The 16,676-nt window shown below is 69.0% G+C and carries 17 protein-coding genes and 1 riboswitch; of the genes, 4 read left to right on the top strand and 13 right to left on the bottom strand.

The features are described 5' to 3' along the window. The first annotated feature begins 64 nt into the window (after nucleotides 1-64). From QQY66_RS36490 to QQY66_RS36480, 3 genes are all read left to right on the top strand, one after another. Nucleotides 65-472 (top strand): VOC family protein, encoded by a 408-nt coding sequence (locus QQY66_RS36490; protein ID WP_301987620.1) that lies wholly within the window; start codon nucleotides 65-67, stop codon nucleotides 470-472. Nucleotides 473-618: 146 nt separating this feature from the next. Further along, a complete protein-coding gene (locus tag QQY66_RS36485) occupies nucleotides 619-1,743 on the top strand; it encodes an LOG family protein (protein ID WP_301984590.1) in 1,125 nt (374 codons plus the stop codon). A gap of 147 nt (nucleotides 1,744-1,890) precedes the next feature. Beyond that, complete coding sequence (locus QQY66_RS36480; RefSeq protein WP_301984589.1) at nucleotides 1,891-2,592, top strand: LAETG motif-containing sortase-dependent surface protein; 702 nt, start codon at nucleotides 1,891-1,893, stop codon at nucleotides 2,590-2,592. Between the two features lie 73 nt (nucleotides 2,593-2,665). Here QQY66_RS36480 and QQY66_RS36475 read toward each other — a convergent pair whose 3' ends face one another. The 11 genes from QQY66_RS36475 to rpsB all read right to left on the bottom strand — a co-directional run bounded on the left by QQY66_RS36475 (nucleotide 2,666) and on the right by rpsB (nucleotide 14,001). Then, nucleotides 2,666-3,463, bottom strand: a complete 798-nt coding sequence (locus QQY66_RS36475; protein ID WP_301984588.1) for a maleylpyruvate isomerase family mycothiol-dependent enzyme — start codon at nucleotides 3,461-3,463, stop codon at nucleotides 2,666-2,668. Nucleotides 3,464-3,485: 22 nt separating this feature from the next. Further along, nucleotides 3,486-4,508, bottom strand: a complete 1,023-nt coding sequence (locus QQY66_RS36470; RefSeq protein WP_301984587.1) for an ABC transporter ATP-binding protein — start codon at nucleotides 4,506-4,508, stop codon at nucleotides 3,486-3,488. Next, nucleotides 4,508-6,109 (bottom strand): iron ABC transporter permease, encoded by a 1,602-nt coding sequence (locus QQY66_RS36465; RefSeq protein WP_301987619.1) that lies wholly within the window; start codon nucleotides 6,107-6,109, stop codon nucleotides 4,508-4,510. Before QQY66_RS36465 ends, QQY66_RS36470 begins: the two co-directional genes overlap by 1 nt. A gap of 74 nt (nucleotides 6,110-6,183) precedes the next feature. Continuing rightward, complete coding sequence (locus tag QQY66_RS36460; protein WP_301984586.1) at nucleotides 6,184-7,260, bottom strand: thiamine ABC transporter substrate binding subunit; 1,077 nt, start codon at nucleotides 7,258-7,260, stop codon at nucleotides 6,184-6,186. Beyond that, nucleotides 7,258-7,376: riboswitch (TPP riboswitch) on the bottom strand. Its footprint overlaps the gene before it by 3 nt. 49 nt (nucleotides 7,377-7,425) lie before the next feature. After that, a complete protein-coding gene (gene rlmN, locus QQY66_RS36455; protein ID WP_301984585.1) occupies nucleotides 7,426-8,571 on the bottom strand; it encodes a 23S rRNA (adenine(2503)-C(2))-methyltransferase RlmN in 1,146 nt (381 codons plus the stop codon). Nucleotides 8,572-8,614: 43 nt separating this feature from the next. Continuing rightward, a complete protein-coding gene (locus QQY66_RS36450) occupies nucleotides 8,615-9,064 on the bottom strand; it encodes an SRPBCC family protein (RefSeq protein WP_301984584.1) in 450 nt (149 codons plus the stop codon). Between the two features lie 179 nt (nucleotides 9,065-9,243). Then, a complete protein-coding gene (locus QQY66_RS36445) occupies nucleotides 9,244-10,392 on the bottom strand; it encodes a phosphatidate cytidylyltransferase (protein ID WP_301984583.1) in 1,149 nt (382 codons plus the stop codon). Beyond that, nucleotides 10,392-10,949: a ribosome recycling factor gene (frr, locus tag QQY66_RS36440; RefSeq protein WP_301984581.1), complete on the bottom strand. Its 558-nt coding sequence runs from the start codon at nucleotides 10,947-10,949 to the stop codon at nucleotides 10,392-10,394. The genes QQY66_RS36445 and frr overlap by 1 nt, the downstream gene beginning before the upstream one ends. Before the next feature lie 130 nt (nucleotides 10,950-11,079). Beyond that, the gene (gene pyrH / locus QQY66_RS36435; protein WP_301984580.1) at nucleotides 11,080-11,838 is read right to left on the bottom strand and encodes a UMP kinase; all 759 of its coding nucleotides are present in this window, start codon (nucleotides 11,836-11,838) and stop codon (nucleotides 11,080-11,082) included. A gap of 186 nt (nucleotides 11,839-12,024) precedes the next feature. Beyond that, nucleotides 12,025-12,861 carry a translation elongation factor Ts gene (tsf, locus tag QQY66_RS36430; protein ID WP_301984579.1) on the bottom strand — a complete coding sequence of 279 codons (837 nt, stop codon included), beginning with the start codon at nucleotides 12,859-12,861 and terminating at the stop codon, nucleotides 12,025-12,027. 195 nt (nucleotides 12,862-13,056) lie between these two features. Next, a complete protein-coding gene (gene rpsB, locus QQY66_RS36425; RefSeq protein WP_301984578.1) occupies nucleotides 13,057-14,001 on the bottom strand; it encodes a 30S ribosomal protein S2 in 945 nt (314 codons plus the stop codon). 272 nt (nucleotides 14,002-14,273) lie between these two features. Between rpsB and QQY66_RS36420 the strand changes: the two genes are divergently transcribed. Then, the gene (locus tag QQY66_RS36420; protein WP_301984577.1) at nucleotides 14,274-14,879 is read left to right on the top strand and encodes a M23 family metallopeptidase; all 606 of its coding nucleotides are present in this window, start codon (nucleotides 14,274-14,276) and stop codon (nucleotides 14,877-14,879) included. 95 nt (nucleotides 14,880-14,974) lie between these two features. Here QQY66_RS36420 and QQY66_RS36415 read toward each other — a convergent pair whose 3' ends face one another. After that, entirely contained in the window at nucleotides 14,975-15,532 is a 558-nt protein-coding gene (locus QQY66_RS36415) for a TetR/AcrR family transcriptional regulator (RefSeq protein ID WP_301987618.1), read from the bottom strand. An 83-nt stretch (nucleotides 15,533-15,615) separates the two neighbouring features. Next, a complete protein-coding gene (gene whiG / locus QQY66_RS36410) occupies nucleotides 15,616-16,458 on the bottom strand; it encodes an RNA polymerase sigma factor WhiG (RefSeq protein ID WP_301984576.1) in 843 nt (280 codons plus the stop codon). Nucleotides 16,459-16,676: the final 218 nt, after the last annotated feature.

Raw genomic sequence — 16,676 nt, 5'->3', positions numbered from 1 at the left:
GATTTCTGCGCGACCCTTGGGTCTACCCCCACGTAACGACACGAACTCGATGGGAGAGACCACGATGTACCAGCAGATGATCTTCCTGAACCTGCCCGTGAACGACCTCGACGCCTCGAAGAAGTTCTTCACGGAGCTGGGCTACTCGATCAACGCGCAGTTCAGCGACGAGAACGCGGCCTCGGTCGTGATCAGCGACACGATCGTGGCGATGCTGCTCAAGAAGTCGTTCTACTCGACCTTCACCAAGAAGGAGATCGCGGACGCCACGAAGACCAGCCAGGTTCTGATCGCGCTGAGCGCGGAGAGCCGCGAGAAAGTCGACGAACTGGTCGACAGGGCGATCGCCCTGGGCGGTTCGCCCACCGGCGAGGCCCAGGACCAGGGCTTCATGTACGGCCGCGCCTTCGACGACCTCGACGGCCACACCTGGGAGGTCATCTGGATGGACCCGGCAGCGGTAGAAGGCTGACCAGTCGGCTGCGGCGCTGCAACGCCCCAAGGGGCGCGGGGCTGTATCGATATGCGGCTCCGCCGCGTGGGCGCGACCAGCCACAACGGACCCGCAGCCGAAAGACGACCCATCCCGGCACACCGCGGAGCACCTAGCATAGGCGCGTGCACTCGACACCCGCCCATACATTCGACCCCTCCCACGACCGTGAGATCGAGTCCCTCGCCGAGTTCGACGAGGTGGTCGCAACGGTCGGCTCGCTCGCCCATCACCGTGTCCAGGCCGTCGATCTGACGGACCGTACGGACGTCCTGCTGACCGTGGACGCCACGGGCGCCGTCTTCCTCGGCTGCCCGATGGACCCCGAGGCCGCCGCTCAGGTGCGCGCCTCGGGGTCCCTGGTCTTCCCGCCGGTCCCGGGCCTCCCCTTCGACCCGTACCGCGGCTTCGTCTACTCGCCCGCCGAGTTGTTCGCCTCGCTCGACAAGGGTTACGAGGCGACACCGGACGCCCTCTCGTACGCCTGGTTCCAGCGGACCAAGTCGGACGGCGACATATTCGGTTCCATGCTGCGCGCCATCCACGACGACGCGGTCTCGGACGCTCTTGACGAACTCCTCGTCGGCGCCCGGGTGGTCGGCGTCATGGGCGGGCATGCCATGGCGCGCGGCACCGAGGAGTACGCCGGTGCCGCACGTCTCGGCCGCGAGCTGGCCCGGGCCGGTTTCACCGTCGCCACGGGCGGCGGGCCGGGCGCGATGGAGGCGGCGAATCTCGGCGCGTACGCGGCCCCCTTCGGCGACGAGATGCTCACCGAAGCGCTCCAACTCCTCGGGAAGACCCCGAAGTTCGTCCCGTCGATCACCGACTGGGCGCGCGCCGCGTTCGAGGTCCGTGAGCGCTGGCCGGACGGCGGTTCTTCGGTGGGCATCCCGACCTGGTTCTACGGCCATGAGCCGCCCAACGCGTTCGCCGCGCACATCGCCAAGTACTTCGCCAACGCCACCCGCGAGGACGGCCTGCTGGCCCGCTCCACCGCGGGTGTCGTCTTCCTGCCGGGCGCCGCCGGGACCGTACAGGAGATCTTCGACAACGCGACGCCGAACTACTACGAGTCGCGAGGCGAGCCCACGCCCATGGTGCTGGTGAACCGTGCGCACTGGACGGAGCGGCTGCCGACCTGGCCGCTGCTGCAGGCGCTGGCGCGGGGCCGGTCGATGGAGGCCCGAATCGCCCTGGTCGACCGAATCGAGGACGCGCCGGCGGCACTGAAACGTGTCGGCGGTTAATAAGAAGGCAAAGCCGAGGGCCGTGTCGCGCATATGCGTTGACACTGCTTATGCGGCGCTTATACATCTGTGAGACTCCGGGGAGTGTTGGTGTCCCATCAACACCCCTTCAGCCCCCCGCATTTACGCATCACATGAAGGACAAACGTGGCAGTCCTGTCCCTATCCCGCCGTACCGTCGCACGTTCCGTGCGCATCCTCGGTGTCGCCTCCGCCTCGGCCGCGCTTGCGCTCGGTTCCGCGGGCAACGCCCTCGCCTGCAACATCAATGAGTTCTCGGCCGCAGCCAAGTGCGACGGTGACAAGGGTGTCATCACCGTCACCGACGTGGACCCCGCGGGTGTTCCGGCGACCGTCACCGTGTACCTGCAGAACAACGGCGCCGACCTGAAGAAGGTCGGCGAGCAGGTGGTCAAGGGCTCGCGCGAGGGTGTGACCATCACCTTCACCGAGAACTGGAAGCCGAACGCGGAGTACCGTATCCACGTCGACGCCGCGCCCTACGTGGACGAGGACATCAAGCCCAACCTCGTCACCCCGGCCACGGCCTGCAAGAAGGAGGAGAACCCGACCCCGCCGGCCACGCCGACGCCGTCGGAGGCCCCCTCCACTCCGGCCGAGTCCGACACGCCCACCCCGACCCCGTCGGCCTCGGAGAGCGACAGCACGCCGCCCGCGGACACCCCGAGCAACGCCCCGTCCCCGGCGGCCGGTGACTCCAACCTCGCCGAGACCGGCGCCAACTCCAACACCGGCATCATCGCCGGTATCGCGGCAGCCCTGGTCGCCGTGGGCGGCGCCGCCGTCTACTTCGGCTTCCGCCGCCGCGGGGCGAACAGCGGCCGCTGACACCCCAGGCACCACCGCACCACTGTGGCCCGTCCCGCACTCGGGACGGGCCACACCCATGCCCCATGTCACCTCACCCGAACGTCGCCCGCTCCAGCCAGAACTCCAGCAGCTCCCGCTCCCCGAGGACCTCCAACTCCGGGCTGTCCAGCGGCAGCCGTCGGTAAAAGGCGAGCAGTACGGCGGTGAGCGGGCCGCGCAGGGCAACCGTCGCCTTCTCGTGCCCACGCCGCCAGGAGACGCCCTCCTCGCCGAGCTCGATGACCCACTCGCCGTTCACCTCGGGGGTCATGTCGGTCGCGTGCAGGTGGATGCTGCGACCGGGCCCGCGCAGTTCCACCGCCGCGTCGTGCGGCATCGTCCGCTGCACGAACTCGATGATCCGCAGCCACTCTTCGATCGCGTCGGCCGCCACGTCCGGCGCGACCTCGTAGGGCAGTCCGGCGGCGAGCGTGGCGTCGGCGCGGTGGACGGTGAGTTCGTGGGTCATCCGGCGCGCCCAGAAGCCCGAGGTGTGGATCCCGGCCCACGCCCAGACCTTCGCATCGGGGCCGGCCTCGCGCAGCGCGGCGATCACCATCTCGCCGGTTTCCGCGAGCCAGGCGTCCAGCGCGTCGGGGTCGCCGCTGGCCTCGGGACCATGGACCAGCGGCACCTCGTCCTCAGGGATCTCCTCCGGCGCGCGCGTCCGCACCAGCAGCTCGACCCAGCGCAGGGCACCACCCGTATGCCGTACGAGATGTTCCAGCGACCACTCCGGACAGGTCGGCACGGTGGCGGAGAGGTCGGCCCCGGATGTCACCACCGCCCTCAACCGGCCCACCTGGTGGGCAATCTCATCGCAGTAGCGGTCATGCGCAAGCAGCGTCATGCCGCCGACCCTAGAGGTCCCGCTACCGGTCGAGCACGACGATTTCGGCCGCGTCGAACTCCACCCCGACCGAGTCCCCCATCTCCGGCGCCTCCCGCAGCGCGCACGCCGCTTCGAGCCGCGGCGCGTCCGCCGGCTGGAGGTGGACGGCGACATGGGTGCCCTTGAAGGTGCGGGCGGTCACTGTGCAGCGCAGACCCGCGTCGGCGGAGACCAGCCGTACGCCGGCGGGCCGTACGAGGAGCGTCCGTGTCCCCTGCGCGGCGCTCTCACCGACCGGCACCTTGCCCCAGGGTGTGTCCGCGGCAGCCCCGCTGACCGTTCCCCGCACCACGTTGTCGAAGCCGAGGAAGCGCGCCACGAACTCGTCCACCGGCCGCTGCCAGACCTCCAGCGGCGTCCCGGTCTGGGCGATCCGCCCGTCCCGCATCACCACGACCCGGTCGGCGAGCGCGAAGGCTTCACCCTGGTCGTGGGTGACGGCGAGCACAGTCGTGCCCAACCGGCCGAAGAGTTCCCGGAGTTCGACGACCAGCCGCTCCCGCAGCGAACGGTCGAGCTGCCCCAGTGGCTCGTCCAGCATCAGCACCCGGGGCTGCGGCGCGAGCGCACGGGCCAGCGCCACCCGCTGCTGCTCACCCCCGGAGAGGGACGCGACGGCCCGGCCCGTGGCGCCCGGCAGGCCGACGAGGTCCAGCAACTCCCGTACCCGCTCGGCCTGTTGCCCCTTCGACGCCCCGTGCATCCGCAACCCGAAGGCAACATTGCCGCCCACGTCCCGCTGCGGGAACAGCTGATGGTCCTGGAACATCAGCCCCACCCCACGCCGATGCGCGGGCACCCCCGACTGATCGCGCCCGTCGAGCAACACCCGCCCGGAGTCGAGGGGTTGCAGCCCCGCCACCGCCCGCAGCAGCGTCGACTTGCCGCTGCCGCTGGGCCCGAGCACGCACACGATCTCGTGCTCGGCGACCCCCAGGCCGACCGCGTCGAGCACGGCCCGCCCGCCGAACCGTACGGTCGCGTCGTCGATGGCCAGCAGCATCAGAACTCCCCCGTCCGATCGGTCCGCAGCCGCTCCAGCACCAGCAGCGCCACCGCGCACACCACCATCAGAATCGTCGAAAGGGCCATCGCCTGGCCGTAGTTGAGTTCCCCGGCCCGCCCGAGCAGCTTGGCCACCGCGACCGGCAGCGTCGGGTTGTCGGGCCGCGCGATGAACACGGTCGCCCCGAACTCCCCGAGCGACACCGCGAAGGCGAACCCGGCCGCGATCAGCAACGCCCGCCGCACCATCGGCAGATCGACCTCACGCCACACCCGCCAGGGCGACGCCCCGAGCACGGCCGCCGCCTCCCTGAGCCGCGCGTCCACCGCCCGCAGCACCGGCAGCATGGTCCGTACGACGAACGGAACACCGACCAGCGCCTGCGCGAGCGGCACCAGGATCCAGGAAGCCCGCAGATCGAGCGGCGGCTCGTCCAGCGCGATCAGGAACCCGAAACCGACCGTCACCGCCGACACCCCGAGCGGCAGCATCAGCAGCGCGTCGAACCCGCGCACGAACCGGCCCGCGTCCCGCCGGGTGAGCGCGGCGGCGGCAAGACCGCCGATCACCACGGCGATGACGGTGGCGACGACGGCGTACTGCAGCGAATTGCCGATCGCCTCGATCGGCGCCACCAGGAAGACGCCCCCGTCGGACGACATCAGCGCCCGGTAGTACCCGAAGTCCGGCGCGTCGAACGACCGTTGCACCAGCACGGCCAACGGCAGCAGCAGGAGTACGACGACGGAGGCGAGGACGCCCGCCAGCAGCCCCCACTGGCCCGCCCCGCGCGGTCGCCGGGCCGTCACCGACGCGTCCACAAGCCGCAGGGCGCTCTCCCGCCGCCGTACGGTCCAGGCGTGCAGCGCGAGGATCGCACCGACCGCGACGAACTGGATGATCGTCAGCACCGCGGCTGTGGACAGATCGAAGATCTCCGAGGTCTGCCGGTAGATCTCGACCTCCAGCGTCGAGAAGCCCGGTCCACCGAGGATCTGCACCACACCGAAGGAGGTGAAGGTGAACAGGAACACCATCAGCGCGGCGGCGGCCACGGCCGGCGCCAGGGCCGGGAGGGTGACCTGACGCCAGGCCTTGAGCGGCGACGCCCCGAGCATCCGCGCGGCCTCTTCCTGCCGCGGGTCGAGCTGCCCCCAGAGCCCGCCGACCGTCCGTACGACGACCGCGTAGTTGAAGAAGACATGCGCCAGCAGGATCGCCCATACGGTCGTGTCCAGCCGTACGCCCCACAGCTCGTCCAGCAGCCCGCCACGGCCCACGAGTGCCAGGAACGCCGTACCGACGACGACCGTCGGCAACACGAAGGGGACGGTGACGATCGCCCGCAGGACGTGCTTGCCCGGGAAGTCGAAACGGGCGAAGACGTAGGCGCCGGGCAGCGCCACGAGCAGGGTGAGCGCGGTGGAGGCGAGGGCCTGCCAGGTCGTGAACCACAGGACATGACGGATGTCCGACTGCGCCACCACGTCCCAGATCCGGGCGAGTTGCCAGGCTCCGTCGACATGGAGCCCGCGCGCGAGGATCGCGGCGACGGGGTAGGCGAAGAAGACCGCGAAGAACGCGACGGGCACGGCCATGAGCCCGAGCCGCACCGCCGTGCCGCCCGTGCGTCCCTTGCGGCGGGCTGCTTCAGCTACGTCAGCCGCTTCAGCTACTTCAGTACGAGCGAAGTCCATGACTTGACCCAGTCGTCACGGTTGTCGGCGATCTTCGCCGGGTCCATGGTCTCGGGGTCCTCGGCCTGCGGACCGTACTTCGTGAACTCCTCGGGCACCTGGGCGCCTTCACGCACCGGGTAGACGAACATGTTCAGCGGCATGTCGTCCTGGAACGTCTTGGTGAGCATGAAGTCGAGGAGCGCCTTGCCGCCCTCGGTGTTCCCCGCGTTGCTCAGCAGCCCCGCGTACTCGACCTGCCGGAAGCACGTACCGGTCGCGACGGCGGTCGGCGCGGTGGCCGGCTTCGGGTCGGCGTAGATGACCTCGGCGGGCGGCGAGGAGGCGTACGAGACGACGAGCGGCCGGTCGGCCTTGGCCTTCTTGCCGCCGGCGGAACCGGAGAACTCCTCGTTGTACGCCTGCTCCCAGCCGTCGACGACCTTGACGCCGTTGGCCTTCAGCTTCTTCCAGTAGTCCTGCCAGCCGTCGTCGCCGTACTGGGCGGCGGTGCCGAGGACGAAGCCCAGTCCCGGTGAGGAGGTGGACGCGTTCTCGGTGACGAGGAGGTTCTTGTACTGGGGCTTGATCAGGTCGTCGAAGGAGGTGGGCGGGGTCAGCTTGTGCTTGCTGAAGTACGCCTTGTCGTAGTTGACGCAGATGTCGCCGGTGTCGATCGGCGTGACGCGGTGCTTGTCCTGGTCGACCCGGTACTCGGGGAGGATCAGGTCGGAGCCCTTCGGCTCGTACGACTGGAAGAGGTCGTTGTCGAGAGCCCGCGAGAGCAGGGTGTTGTCGACGCCGAAGAAGACGTCGCCCTGCGGGTTGTCCTTGGTCAGGATCGCCTTGTCGACGGCCTGCCCGGCGTCGCCGTCCTCCAGGACCTTGACCTTGAACCCGGACTTCTTCTCAAACTCGGCGATGACGCTCTTGGAGACGGCCCAGGAGTCGTGGCTGACGAGCGTGACGGTCTTGGAGTCACCGCCGGCGGAGTCGGACGACGATCCGCACGCGGACAGCGTGACGAGGCCCAGCCCGACGGCCACGGCTATGTACTTGTTCGTGGTTCTCATGAGTGAAGACCGAACTTCCTACCCAGAATGACCTGGGCGAGGTTCAGAGGGTCTGCGGCCGGCCGGAACTATGGCTGCCGCACTCTCAGCGCTGTGGCGCTCCCCTGTCGGAAAATGAATCGGATATGAAGTTGTACCGACGTCGATGAACTGACGTCGATCAGACTACCTCTCGGTGGCCGCGAGCTGACCACACGCCCCGTCGATCTCCTGACCACGGGTGTCCCGGACCGTCACCGGCACACCGTGCGCGGCGATGGCTTCGACGAAGGCCTTCTCGTCCTCCGGACGGGAGGCCGTCCACTTCGAGCCCGGCGTCGGGTTCAGCGGGATCAGATTCACATGCACCGGCTTGCCCTTGAGCAGCCGTCCGAGCCGGTCACCGCGCCAGGCCTGGTCGTTGATGTCCCGGATCAGCGCGTACTCGATGGACAGCCGGCGCCCGGACCGGGCCGCGTACTCCCATCCGGCCTCGAGCACCTCGCGGACCTTCCACCGGGTGTTGACCGGTACGAGGGTGTCGCGCAGCTCGTCGTCCGGCGCGTGCAGCGAGATCGCGAGCCGGCACTTGAAGCCCTCGTCGGCGAACCGGTGGATGGCCGGGACGAGCCCGACGGTCGAGACGGTGATACCGCGCTGCGACAGCCCGAGCCCGTCCGGCTCGGGGTCGGTGAGCGCCCGGATCGCCCCGACGACACGCTTGTAGTTGGCGAGCGGCTCGCCCATGCCCATGAAGACGATGTTGGACAGCCGGGCCGGACCCCCGGGGCTGTTCCCTTTCCCGGGGGACGACCCCCCAGACCCCCCGAATTCGCCGTCCCTGAGCGCCCGCATCCCGTCCACGATCTGGTGCACGATCTCGGCGGTGGACAGATTCCGGTCGAGGCCTGCCTGCCCGGTGGCGCAGAACGGGCAGTTCATGCCACAGCCCGCCTGCGAGCTGATGCACATGGTCACCCGGTCCGGATACCGCATGAGCACCGACTCGACCAGCGTCCCGTCGAACAGCCGCCACAGCGTCTTGCGCGTGGTGTCCTGGTCCGTCGACAGATGCCGTACGACCGTCATCAGCTCCGGAAGCAGCGCCTCCTGCAGCTTGCCGCGTGCCGCGGCCGGGATGTCGGTCCACTGCGCCGGGTCGTGCGCGTACCGCGCGAAGTAGTGCTGCGAGAGCTGCTTGGCGCGAAACGGTTTCTCCCCGATCGCGGCAACAGCCTCCCTGCGCTCGGCAGGCGACAGATCGGCGAGATGCCGCGGCGGCTTCTGGGCTCCGCGGGGGGCGACGAAAGTGAGTTCTCCGGGCTTGGGCATGGTTTCTCAAGTGTCGCAGATCGTTTACGTGCCCCCGGACGGGCTATGGGGTGGGGTTTTCCAGCCGATCCTTGAGGTGCTGCTCGTTGCGGGGGAGCTCCTTGCGGACCTGCGGGCGGACCACGAGGGGCACGAGGACCTTGCCGATGCCGTGCCCTTCGACGTCGACCTCCAAGGTCACGCGGGAGCGGCGCCCCTCGTCGAGCGGGTCTATCTCACCGTGGACATGGCCCCTGACGGGCCCGTCGATACCCTGCAGACCCCAGATGCGCGGCGGCTCGTACTCGGTGACCTCCATGGTCATCGGAATGTCGCGGCGGCCGATGTGCCGGGTGACCCTCAGATGGGAACCGAGACCCAGCGGGCCCTCCTCGAGTTGCTCCGCCGCGACTGCGCTCTCCTGCCATTCCGGCAGGTGGGACGGGTCGCTGAGGTACGCGTAGACCTCTTCGGGACTGCGGTCGACGACGATCGTTTCTCGGAAGCCTGACATGGTGCCCCCTTTCAGGGCGGCCCCTTCGAGGGTTCCGGAGTGACCCTCTTCGAGGGCTTACAACCGAATCGTCCCACCGCACGGACCGGCACGCCAAGGAGAAGGCCGAGGGCAGGAACAAGAAGGCCGGAGCCCTCGCCCCTGTGCCGGGACGAGGGCTCCGCGAAACTCCTGTGCCGTCAGGCGGATCCGACGAACAGCACCATCAGCAGCCACACCACCGGAGCCGTCGGCAGCAGCGAGTCCAGCCGGTCCATGATGCCGCCGTGGCCGGGCAGCAGCGTGCCCATGTCCTTGATGCCCAGGTCCCGCTTGATCATGGACTCGCCGAGGTCGCCGAGCGTGGCGCTGGCCGCGACGGCGAGGCCTAGCAGCAGGCCCTGCCACCAGGTGCCGTCGTCGATCAGGAACTCCAAGCACAGTGCGCCCGCCGCCATGGCGAAGGTGACCGCGCCGAGCAGGCCCTCGCGGGTCTTGCCGGGGCTGATGCGCGGAGCGAGCTTGTGCCTGCCGAAGCGCCAGCCGACGGCGTACGCGCCCGTGTCGCTGACGACGGCCAGCAGCAGGAACGTGAGCACCCGCCGCGCACCGTCGTCCGCGGTGAGCATCATGGCCACGAACGTGGCGAGGAACGGGATGTAGAAGGCCGCGAAGACGCCCGCCGTGACGTCCTTGAGGTAGCCCTCGGGCGGTTCCGTCATCCTCCAGACCAGCACCGCCAGCGCGGTGAGCGCCATCGCCACCCACGCGCCCTCGGCACCGCGGACGTACCCGGCGACGACCATCGCCGCACCGCCGACCGCGAGCGGCACGAGGGGCGCCTTGATGGCCTTGCGCTCCTGCAGCCGGGACGTCAGCTCCCAGAGGCCCACCACGACGGCGACCGCTATCACACCGACGAACACGGCCTTGACGACGAACAGCGACGCGATGATCACCGCACCGAGCCCGACCCCGACCCCTATGGCCGCACCCAGGTCCCTGCCCGCGCTCTTCTTCTGCGGTGCGGGCGCCGGCTGCGGGGCGTCGGGCATGGGCTCCGGATTCTGCTGCGCCGTCCGGTAGGACGTCCCTTCGGGCGTCCCATAGGACGACGTCTGCGGCGTGTCGTCGCGGAACAAGGGGCCGCCCAGCCGAGCGGCCCCCCGGTCGTCATCCTGGTCTCCGCCATACGCGGGTACGTCGGGCACGATGGGCATGGGGCGAGTCTGCTGCGCGTTGTGCGCATCGTACGCGGGACCCGCCGGGGCAGCCCCCTGGACAGGCCCGCGGTCGGACGGCACCCAGTACCCGGCTTGTGGTGGCGCCCCCCAGGAAGAGTCGTTCATCAGACCTCGAGCAGCTCCGCTTCCTTGTGCTTGAGAAGCTCGTCCACCTGCGCAACGTACTTGTGGGTGGTGTCGTCGAGCTCCTTCTCCGCACGGCGGCCCTCGTCCTCGCCGATGTCGCCGTCCTTGATCGCCTTGTCGACGGCGTCCTTGGCCTTGCGGCGGACGGAGCGGATGGACACCCGCGCGTCCTCGGCCTTGCCCTTGGCGACCTTGATGTAGTCGCGGCGGCGCTCCTCGGTGAGCTCGGGGAACACCACTCGGATGATGTTGCCGTCGTTGCTCGGGTTGACTCCCAGATCGGAGTCGCGGATCGCCTGCTCGATGTTGCGCAGCGCGCTCTTGTCGAACGGGGTCACCACCGCCATGCGCGGCTCCGGCACGGAGAACGAAGCCAGCTGGTTGATCGGCGTCGGCGCGCCGTAGTAGTCGGCCACGATCTTGTTGAACATCGCCGGGTGCGCACGGCCGGTGCGGATCGCGGCGAAGTCCTCCTTGGCGACCACGACGGCCTTCTCCATCTTCTCCTCGGCCTCGAGGAGGGTCTCTTCGATCACCACTTGCTCCTGCGTGTCTTGAGTAGGCCCGGCTGCGGTTCCTTGCGGGGGGCGGCGGCCGGCTGCGTCGCGTCTTCCTTCTGCACGGTTCCCGACCGGCAGAACATTGTCCATCCCCCGGTCAGGGTCATCAGCCCTGGCTGTCTTGGTCACCCACAAGCGTGCCGATCTTCTCACCCTTGACGGCGCGCGCGATATTGCCCTCGGCCAGAAGCTCGAAGACGAGGATCGGCAGCTTGTTGTCGCGGCACAGGGTGATGGCGGTCATGTCGGCGACCTTGAGGTCGCGGGTGATGACCTCGCCGTAGCCGAGGGAGTCGAAGCGCACGGCGTCCGGGTTGGTCTTCGGGTCGGAGTCGTAGACCCCGTCCACGCCGTTCTTGCCCATCAGCAGCGCCTCGGCGTCGATCTCCAGGGCGCGCTGGGCTGCGGTGGTGTCGGTGGAGAAGTACGGCATGCCCATACCGGCGCCGAAGATGACCACGCGGCCCTTCTCCAGGTGCCGTACGGCCCGCAGCGGGATGTACGGCTCGGCGACCTGCCCCATGGTGATGGCGGTCTGCACCCGGCTGTCGATGCCCTCCTTCTCCAGGAAGTCCTGGAGGGCGAGGCAGTTCATCACGGTGCCGAGCATGCCCATGTAGTCGGAGCGGGCCCGGTCCATGCCGCGCTGCTGGAGTTCGGCGCCGCGGAAGAAGTTGCCGCCGCCGATGACGACCGCGATCTGCGCCCCGTCGCGCACGACGGCCGCGACCTCGCGGGCGATCTTGTGCACCACGTCAGGGTCGACGCCCAGGCCCCCGCCGCCGGAGAAGGCCTCTCCGGACAGCTTCAGCATGAACCGGCCGCGTACTTTGCCGTCGTCGCTCTTCAGGGGCTTGGTGGTCATGGAGATCTCGCCTCTTAACGTGTCGCACATACGAAGAAGGCCACTGCCGATGGGGTGTGTGCTCCCATGTGCGGCAATGGCCTCCTCGTCAGATCTGCTGTCGTCCGCCACGCACACGTGCGCGACGTCGTACGCGGACGACTGCTGTCGACCCTATCGGGGTCGCGCGTCGATCGCGGTACGGACTCAGATGCCGACCTTGATGCGCGTGAAGCGCTTCAGGGTGACACCGGCCTCGTCCAGGATCTTCTGGACGGACTTCTTGTTGTCGAGCGCGTACGGCTGGCCCAGCAACGTGGCGTCCTTGAAGAAGCCGTTGAGGCGACCCTCGACGATCTTCGGCAGGGCGGCCTCGGGCTTGCCTTCGGCGCGGGTGGTCTCCTCGGCGACACGGCGCTCGGACTCGACGACCTCGGCCGGGACGTCCTCCTTGGAGAGGTACTTCGGCGCGAAGGCGGCGATGTGCTGGGCGACGCCCTTGGCGACCTCGGCGTTCGGCTTGTCGAGCTCGACGAGGACACCGATCTGCGGCGGCAGGTCGGGCATCGTGCGGTGCATGTACGCCGTCACGAAGCCGTCGGCGAACTGCGCGAAGCGGTCCAGGACGATCTTCTCGCCCAGGTTGGCGTTGGCCTCGTCGACGAACGCCTGAACGGTCTTGCCGGGCTCGATCTCGGAGGCGAGCAGCGCATCGAGGTCGGCCGGGGCGGTCTTGGCGACGTGCTCGGCGATCGCGTTCGCGGCGGCCTGGAACTTGTCACCCTTGGCGACGAAGTCCGTCTCGCACTTCAGCTCGACCAGGACACCGGAGGAGTTGTCGTCGGCGATGACGGAGACCACGGCGCCGTTCTCGGCGGAGCGGCCCTCGCGCTTGGCGACGCCCTTCTGGCCCTTGATACGGAGCGCCTCGACGGCCTTCTCGACGTTGCCCTCGGCCTCGTCCAGCGCCTTCTTGCAGTCCATCATGCCGGCGCCGGTGAGCTCACGGAGCTTCTTGACGTCGGCGGCGGTGTAGTTCGCCATGATCTGTGAATCTCTTCTCGGAGTTCGAAGTCTCGAAGTCGGCGGCGGCCGCGGCTTGAGCGGCGTACGCCGAAGATCTACGGGCTACGAAGATCTGCGGACTCTGCAGATCTAGAGGCTGTGGGTGAACGGCGGGTGGCGTGGTCGACGCCACCCGCCGTCACTTTCAGCCATACGGCCCTACGACCCAGAGGGTCAGGCCTGCTCGCCCTCGGCCGCCGGAGCAGCCTCAGCAACCTCGGCGGCGGGAGCCTCAGCAGCAGGCGCCTCGGCCTCGGCGGCGGGGGCCTCAGCAGCAGGCGCCTCAGCCTCGGCGGCCGGGGCCTCAGCAGCGGCCTCGGCAGCCGGAGCGGCCTCCTCGGCCTTCTTCTCGCCCTCGAGCAGGTCGCGCTCCCACTCGGCGAGCGGCTCGCCCGCGGCCTTCTCGCCCTTGCCCTCCGTCGCCACGCCGGAACGGGCGATGAGGCCCTCGGCGACGGCGTCGGCGATCACACGGGTGAGCAGGGTGACGGAGCGGATCGCGTCGTCGTTGCCCGGGATCTTGTAGTCGACCTCGTCGGGGTCACAGTTGGTGTCGAGGATGGCGACGACCGGAATGTTCAGCTTCCGGGCCTCGCCGACCGCGATGTGCTCCTTCTTGGTGTCCACGATCCAGACGGCGCTGGGCACCTTCTGCATCTCGCGGATACCGCCGAGGGTCTTCTCCAGCTTGGCCTTCTCGCGCGAGAGCACGAGAAGCTCCTTCTTGGTCAGACCCGAGGCCGCGACGTCCTCGAAGTCGATCTGCTCGAGCTCCTTGAGGCGCTGCAGACGCTTGTAGACGGTCGAGAAGTTGGTGAGCATGCCGCCCAGCCAGCGCTGGTTGACGTAGGGCATGCCGACGCGGGTGGCCTGCTCGGCGATGGCCTCCTGCGCCTGCTTCTTCGTACCGACGAACATGACCGTGCCGCCGTGGGCGACGGTCTCCTTGACGAACTCGTAGGCGCGGTCGATGTACGACAGCGACTGGAGCAGGTCGATGATGTAGATGCCGTTGCGCTCCGTGAAGATGAAGCGCTTCATCTTCGGGTTCCAACGACGGGTCTGGTGACCGAAGTGGACGCCGCTTTCCAGCAGCTCCCGCATCGTGACGACGGCCATGGCCGTTCTCCTTGAGTTTCTCGGTTGTGCCGCGGGTGCCGGATCAGCACTCGCGCCTGACGCCCACATGCGCCGTGCCGCGAAGGACCGAGGAGCGCTGACAGGGACCGTTTCCGGTCGCCGTGTCGGGGCGTGCGAAGTCGACCCGGTGACCCGGATCGCCAGAAGAAGTGTACGGGACCCGCGGGGTACGGGGTGACGCCGCTGTCCACAACCCGGGAGTAATCCACAGGTCCCGGCCGTGATCGGCCACTGTGCGGGACCGTTCTCCCATGTCACATGCGCAAGCGAAACGATCTGCGGTCACCTGGGCGGGCCTTCTGCTCGCCCTGACCCTTGCGGCCCTGACGCCCGTCGCATGGGCCGACACCCCGACCGCCGTGCCCGCGGCACCTCCGGCCCCCGACCACACGGTTCCGGCCATCGCCCGCACCTGGCCGCTGGGGGTACGCCCCTCGGTGGTACGGGGCTGGGAACCTCCGGCGACGACGTACGGCCGCGGCCACCGGGGCGTCGACCTGACCGCCACCCCCGGCACACCCGTACGAGCGGTGGCGCCGGGCCGGGTGTCCTTCGCGGGCCGAGTGGCCGGAAAGGGAGCCGTCTCGGTGGAACTGACAGAAACGGGCGACCCACCCCTGCGAACGACCTACGAACCGGTGAGCCCTTCAGTGAAGAAGGGCGACGAGGTGGAGGCAGGCGAGGTGGTCGGGACGGTGGAGGTGGGCGGCTCGCACTGCACGACGCGATGCATGCACTGGGGCCTGCTCAGGGGCGAGACATACCTGGACCCACTGAAGCTACTGCCACCCTGGCTTCTGCACAGGGGCCCATCGAGACTACTTCCGGTACTGGACGCACCTCTACCCCAGCCCTAGCTGCGGGCAGTCGTGCCGCCTGGGGCGGCACGGGTGGGCGCAGGCGGCACCCCGCAAGCGCCGGGCCGCGCGACCCACCCTCGCCCAGCCCTCACTTAGCCGCACACACCCCGCAACGCCATGGCCACAGCTGCATCCGTAATCGCCGAAGGCTCCTCCGCAGCCCCCAGCTCAATCCGCCGCACAGCCGCATCCACCACACCCTGCAGCAACATCGCAGCAAGCCGAGGCTCCGCGTGCCCCATCTCCCCCAACGCCTCGACGATCATCGCGACCAGCCCCCCATGCGCAGCCCGGATCTTCTCCCGAGCCCCCGCATCCAGCTCACTCGCGGAGATCGCGACCACGGCCCGATGCCGCCGGTCCCCGACCAGCGCCAGCTGCTGCCGCACATACGCCTCGACCTTGCCCTCGGGCGTACCGGCCCGCTCCATGGCCGCGGACACCTCCGCCGCCCACACGGGGAAGTCGACCTCGCACAGCTCCTCGACCACGGCGGCCCGCGACCGGAAGTACTCGTACACGGACGACCGCGCAAGCCCCGTTCGCTCGGCGAGGGCCGGAAAGGTCAGCGCTTCCGTCCCACCCTCGGACAGCAAAGACCGAGCCGCGTCCAGCAGGGCGGCTCGCTGCATCGACCGGTGCTCGGCCACAGAGGCCGCTCGAATCCTTGGCACGTCAAACACTGTACGGACGCACCGCCCGCGAGGGGAGTCACTCCCGCCCGCTCCCCCGCTCAGCGGCCGAAACTCGCCAGCTTCGCCCGCAGCTGGAGCACGGACTTGGTGTGGATCTGGCTGACCCGGCTCTCGGTCACCCCCAGCACGTTCCCGATCTCGGCGAGCGTGAGGCCCTCGTAGTAGTACAGCGTGACCACGGTCTTCTCCCGCTCGGGCAACGTGTTGATCGCCCGCGCCAGGAACCGCCTCAGCTCCCGGTCCTCGGCCACCTCCACGGGGTTGTCCGCGGCGGTGTCCTCCAGCGTGTCCATGAGGCTCAGCCGGTCGCCCCCCTCACCCCCCACATGCAGCAGCTCCTCCAGCGCCACCACGTTCGCCAGCGACAACTGGCTGAAGACCGAGTGGAGTTCGTCCACCGCGATCCCCATCTCGGCGGCCACCTCCCCCTCCGACGGCGTCCGCCTGAGCCGCGCCTCCAGCGTCGCGTACGCCCGCTCCACGTTGCGCGCCTTCTGCCGCACCGACCGCGGAATCCAGTCCAGTGCCCGCAGCTCGTCGATCATCGCGCCCCGGATCCGGGTGATCGCATACGTCTCGAACTTGATCTCCCGGTCGATGTCGAACTTCTCGATCGCGTCGATCAGCCCGAACACCCCGGAGGAGACGAAGTCCGCCTGCTCGACATTGGGCGGCAGCCCCACGCTCACCCGGCCGGCGACGTACTTCACGAGCGGCGAGTAGTGCAGGATCAGCTGCTCGCGCAGCCGCTCGTCCCCCGTCGCCTTGTACGACCGCCACAACTCGTCGAGCGTCGAGGGAGCGGGCGGCCGCACGCTGCCACCGTCACGGGCGGCTGGGGGGATCGCCGCCCGGTCGGACCCGGAAGTGTGCTGGGGCATTCGTTGCCTTGTGCCGTTCTGCCGTGAAGTGGGGGTGCCTGGGTGAGCTGTCGGTCTGATGTGGAGTTGCCGGTCTGCGCCCGGATCTCGTGAGCGTAGCGTGACTGAAGTGTCGCAGTGCGCGAACGGCGAGGCGGAAGGCGTGCGCAGATACGTTCCGCTGGACGCACCGCCGGGTCACGGTGATCGCTCTACGTGATCACCGGCGGGCGCCAACT

It is taken from the genome of Streptomyces sp. DG2A-72 (genome assembly GCF_030499575.1).
GTDB lineage: Bacteria > Actinomycetota > Actinomycetes > Streptomycetales > Streptomycetaceae > Streptomyces.
Note: the sequence above shows the minus strand (reverse complement) of the source record. Positions and strands in the feature narration are given on the sequence as shown.

Coding starts and splice junctions, on each gene's coding strand:
- QQY66_RS36490 (WP_301987620.1), top strand. CDS start 65: ATGTACCAGCAGATGATCTTCCTGAACCTGCCCGTGAACGACCTCGAC.
- QQY66_RS36475 (WP_301984588.1), bottom strand. CDS start 3,463: ATGACGCTGCTTGCGCATGACCGCTACTGCGATGAGATTGCCCACCAG.
- QQY66_RS36470 (WP_301984587.1), bottom strand. CDS start 4,508: ATGCTGCTGGCCATCGACGACGCGACCGTACGGTTCGGCGGGCGGGCC.
- QQY66_RS36465 (WP_301987619.1), bottom strand. CDS start 6,109: ATGGCCGTGCCCGTCGCGTTCTTCGCGGTCTTCTTCGCCTACCCCGTC.
- QQY66_RS36460 (WP_301984586.1), bottom strand. CDS start 7,260: ATGAGAACCACGAACAAGTACATAGCCGTGGCCGTCGGGCTGGGCCTC.
- rlmN (WP_301984585.1), bottom strand. CDS start 8,571: ATGCCCAAGCCCGGAGAACTCACTTTCGTCGCCCCCCGCGGAGCCCAG.
- QQY66_RS36450 (WP_301984584.1), bottom strand. CDS start 9,064: ATGTCAGGCTTCCGAGAAACGATCGTCGTCGACCGCAGTCCCGAAGAG.
- QQY66_RS36445 (WP_301984583.1), bottom strand. CDS start 10,392: ATGAACGACTCTTCCTGGGGGGCGCCACCACAAGCCGGGTACTGGGTG.
- pyrH (WP_301984580.1), bottom strand. CDS start 11,838: ATGACCACCAAGCCCCTGAAGAGCGACGACGGCAAAGTACGCGGCCGG.
- tsf (WP_301984579.1), bottom strand. CDS start 12,861: ATGGCGAACTACACCGCCGCCGACGTCAAGAAGCTCCGTGAGCTCACC.
- rpsB (WP_301984578.1), bottom strand. CDS start 14,001: ATGGCCGTCGTCACGATGCGGGAGCTGCTGGAAAGCGGCGTCCACTTC.
- QQY66_RS36420 (WP_301984577.1), top strand. CDS start 14,274: ATGTCACATGCGCAAGCGAAACGATCTGCGGTCACCTGGGCGGGCCTT.
- whiG (WP_301984576.1), bottom strand. CDS start 16,458: ATGCCCCAGCACACTTCCGGGTCCGACCGGGCGGCGATCCCCCCAGCC.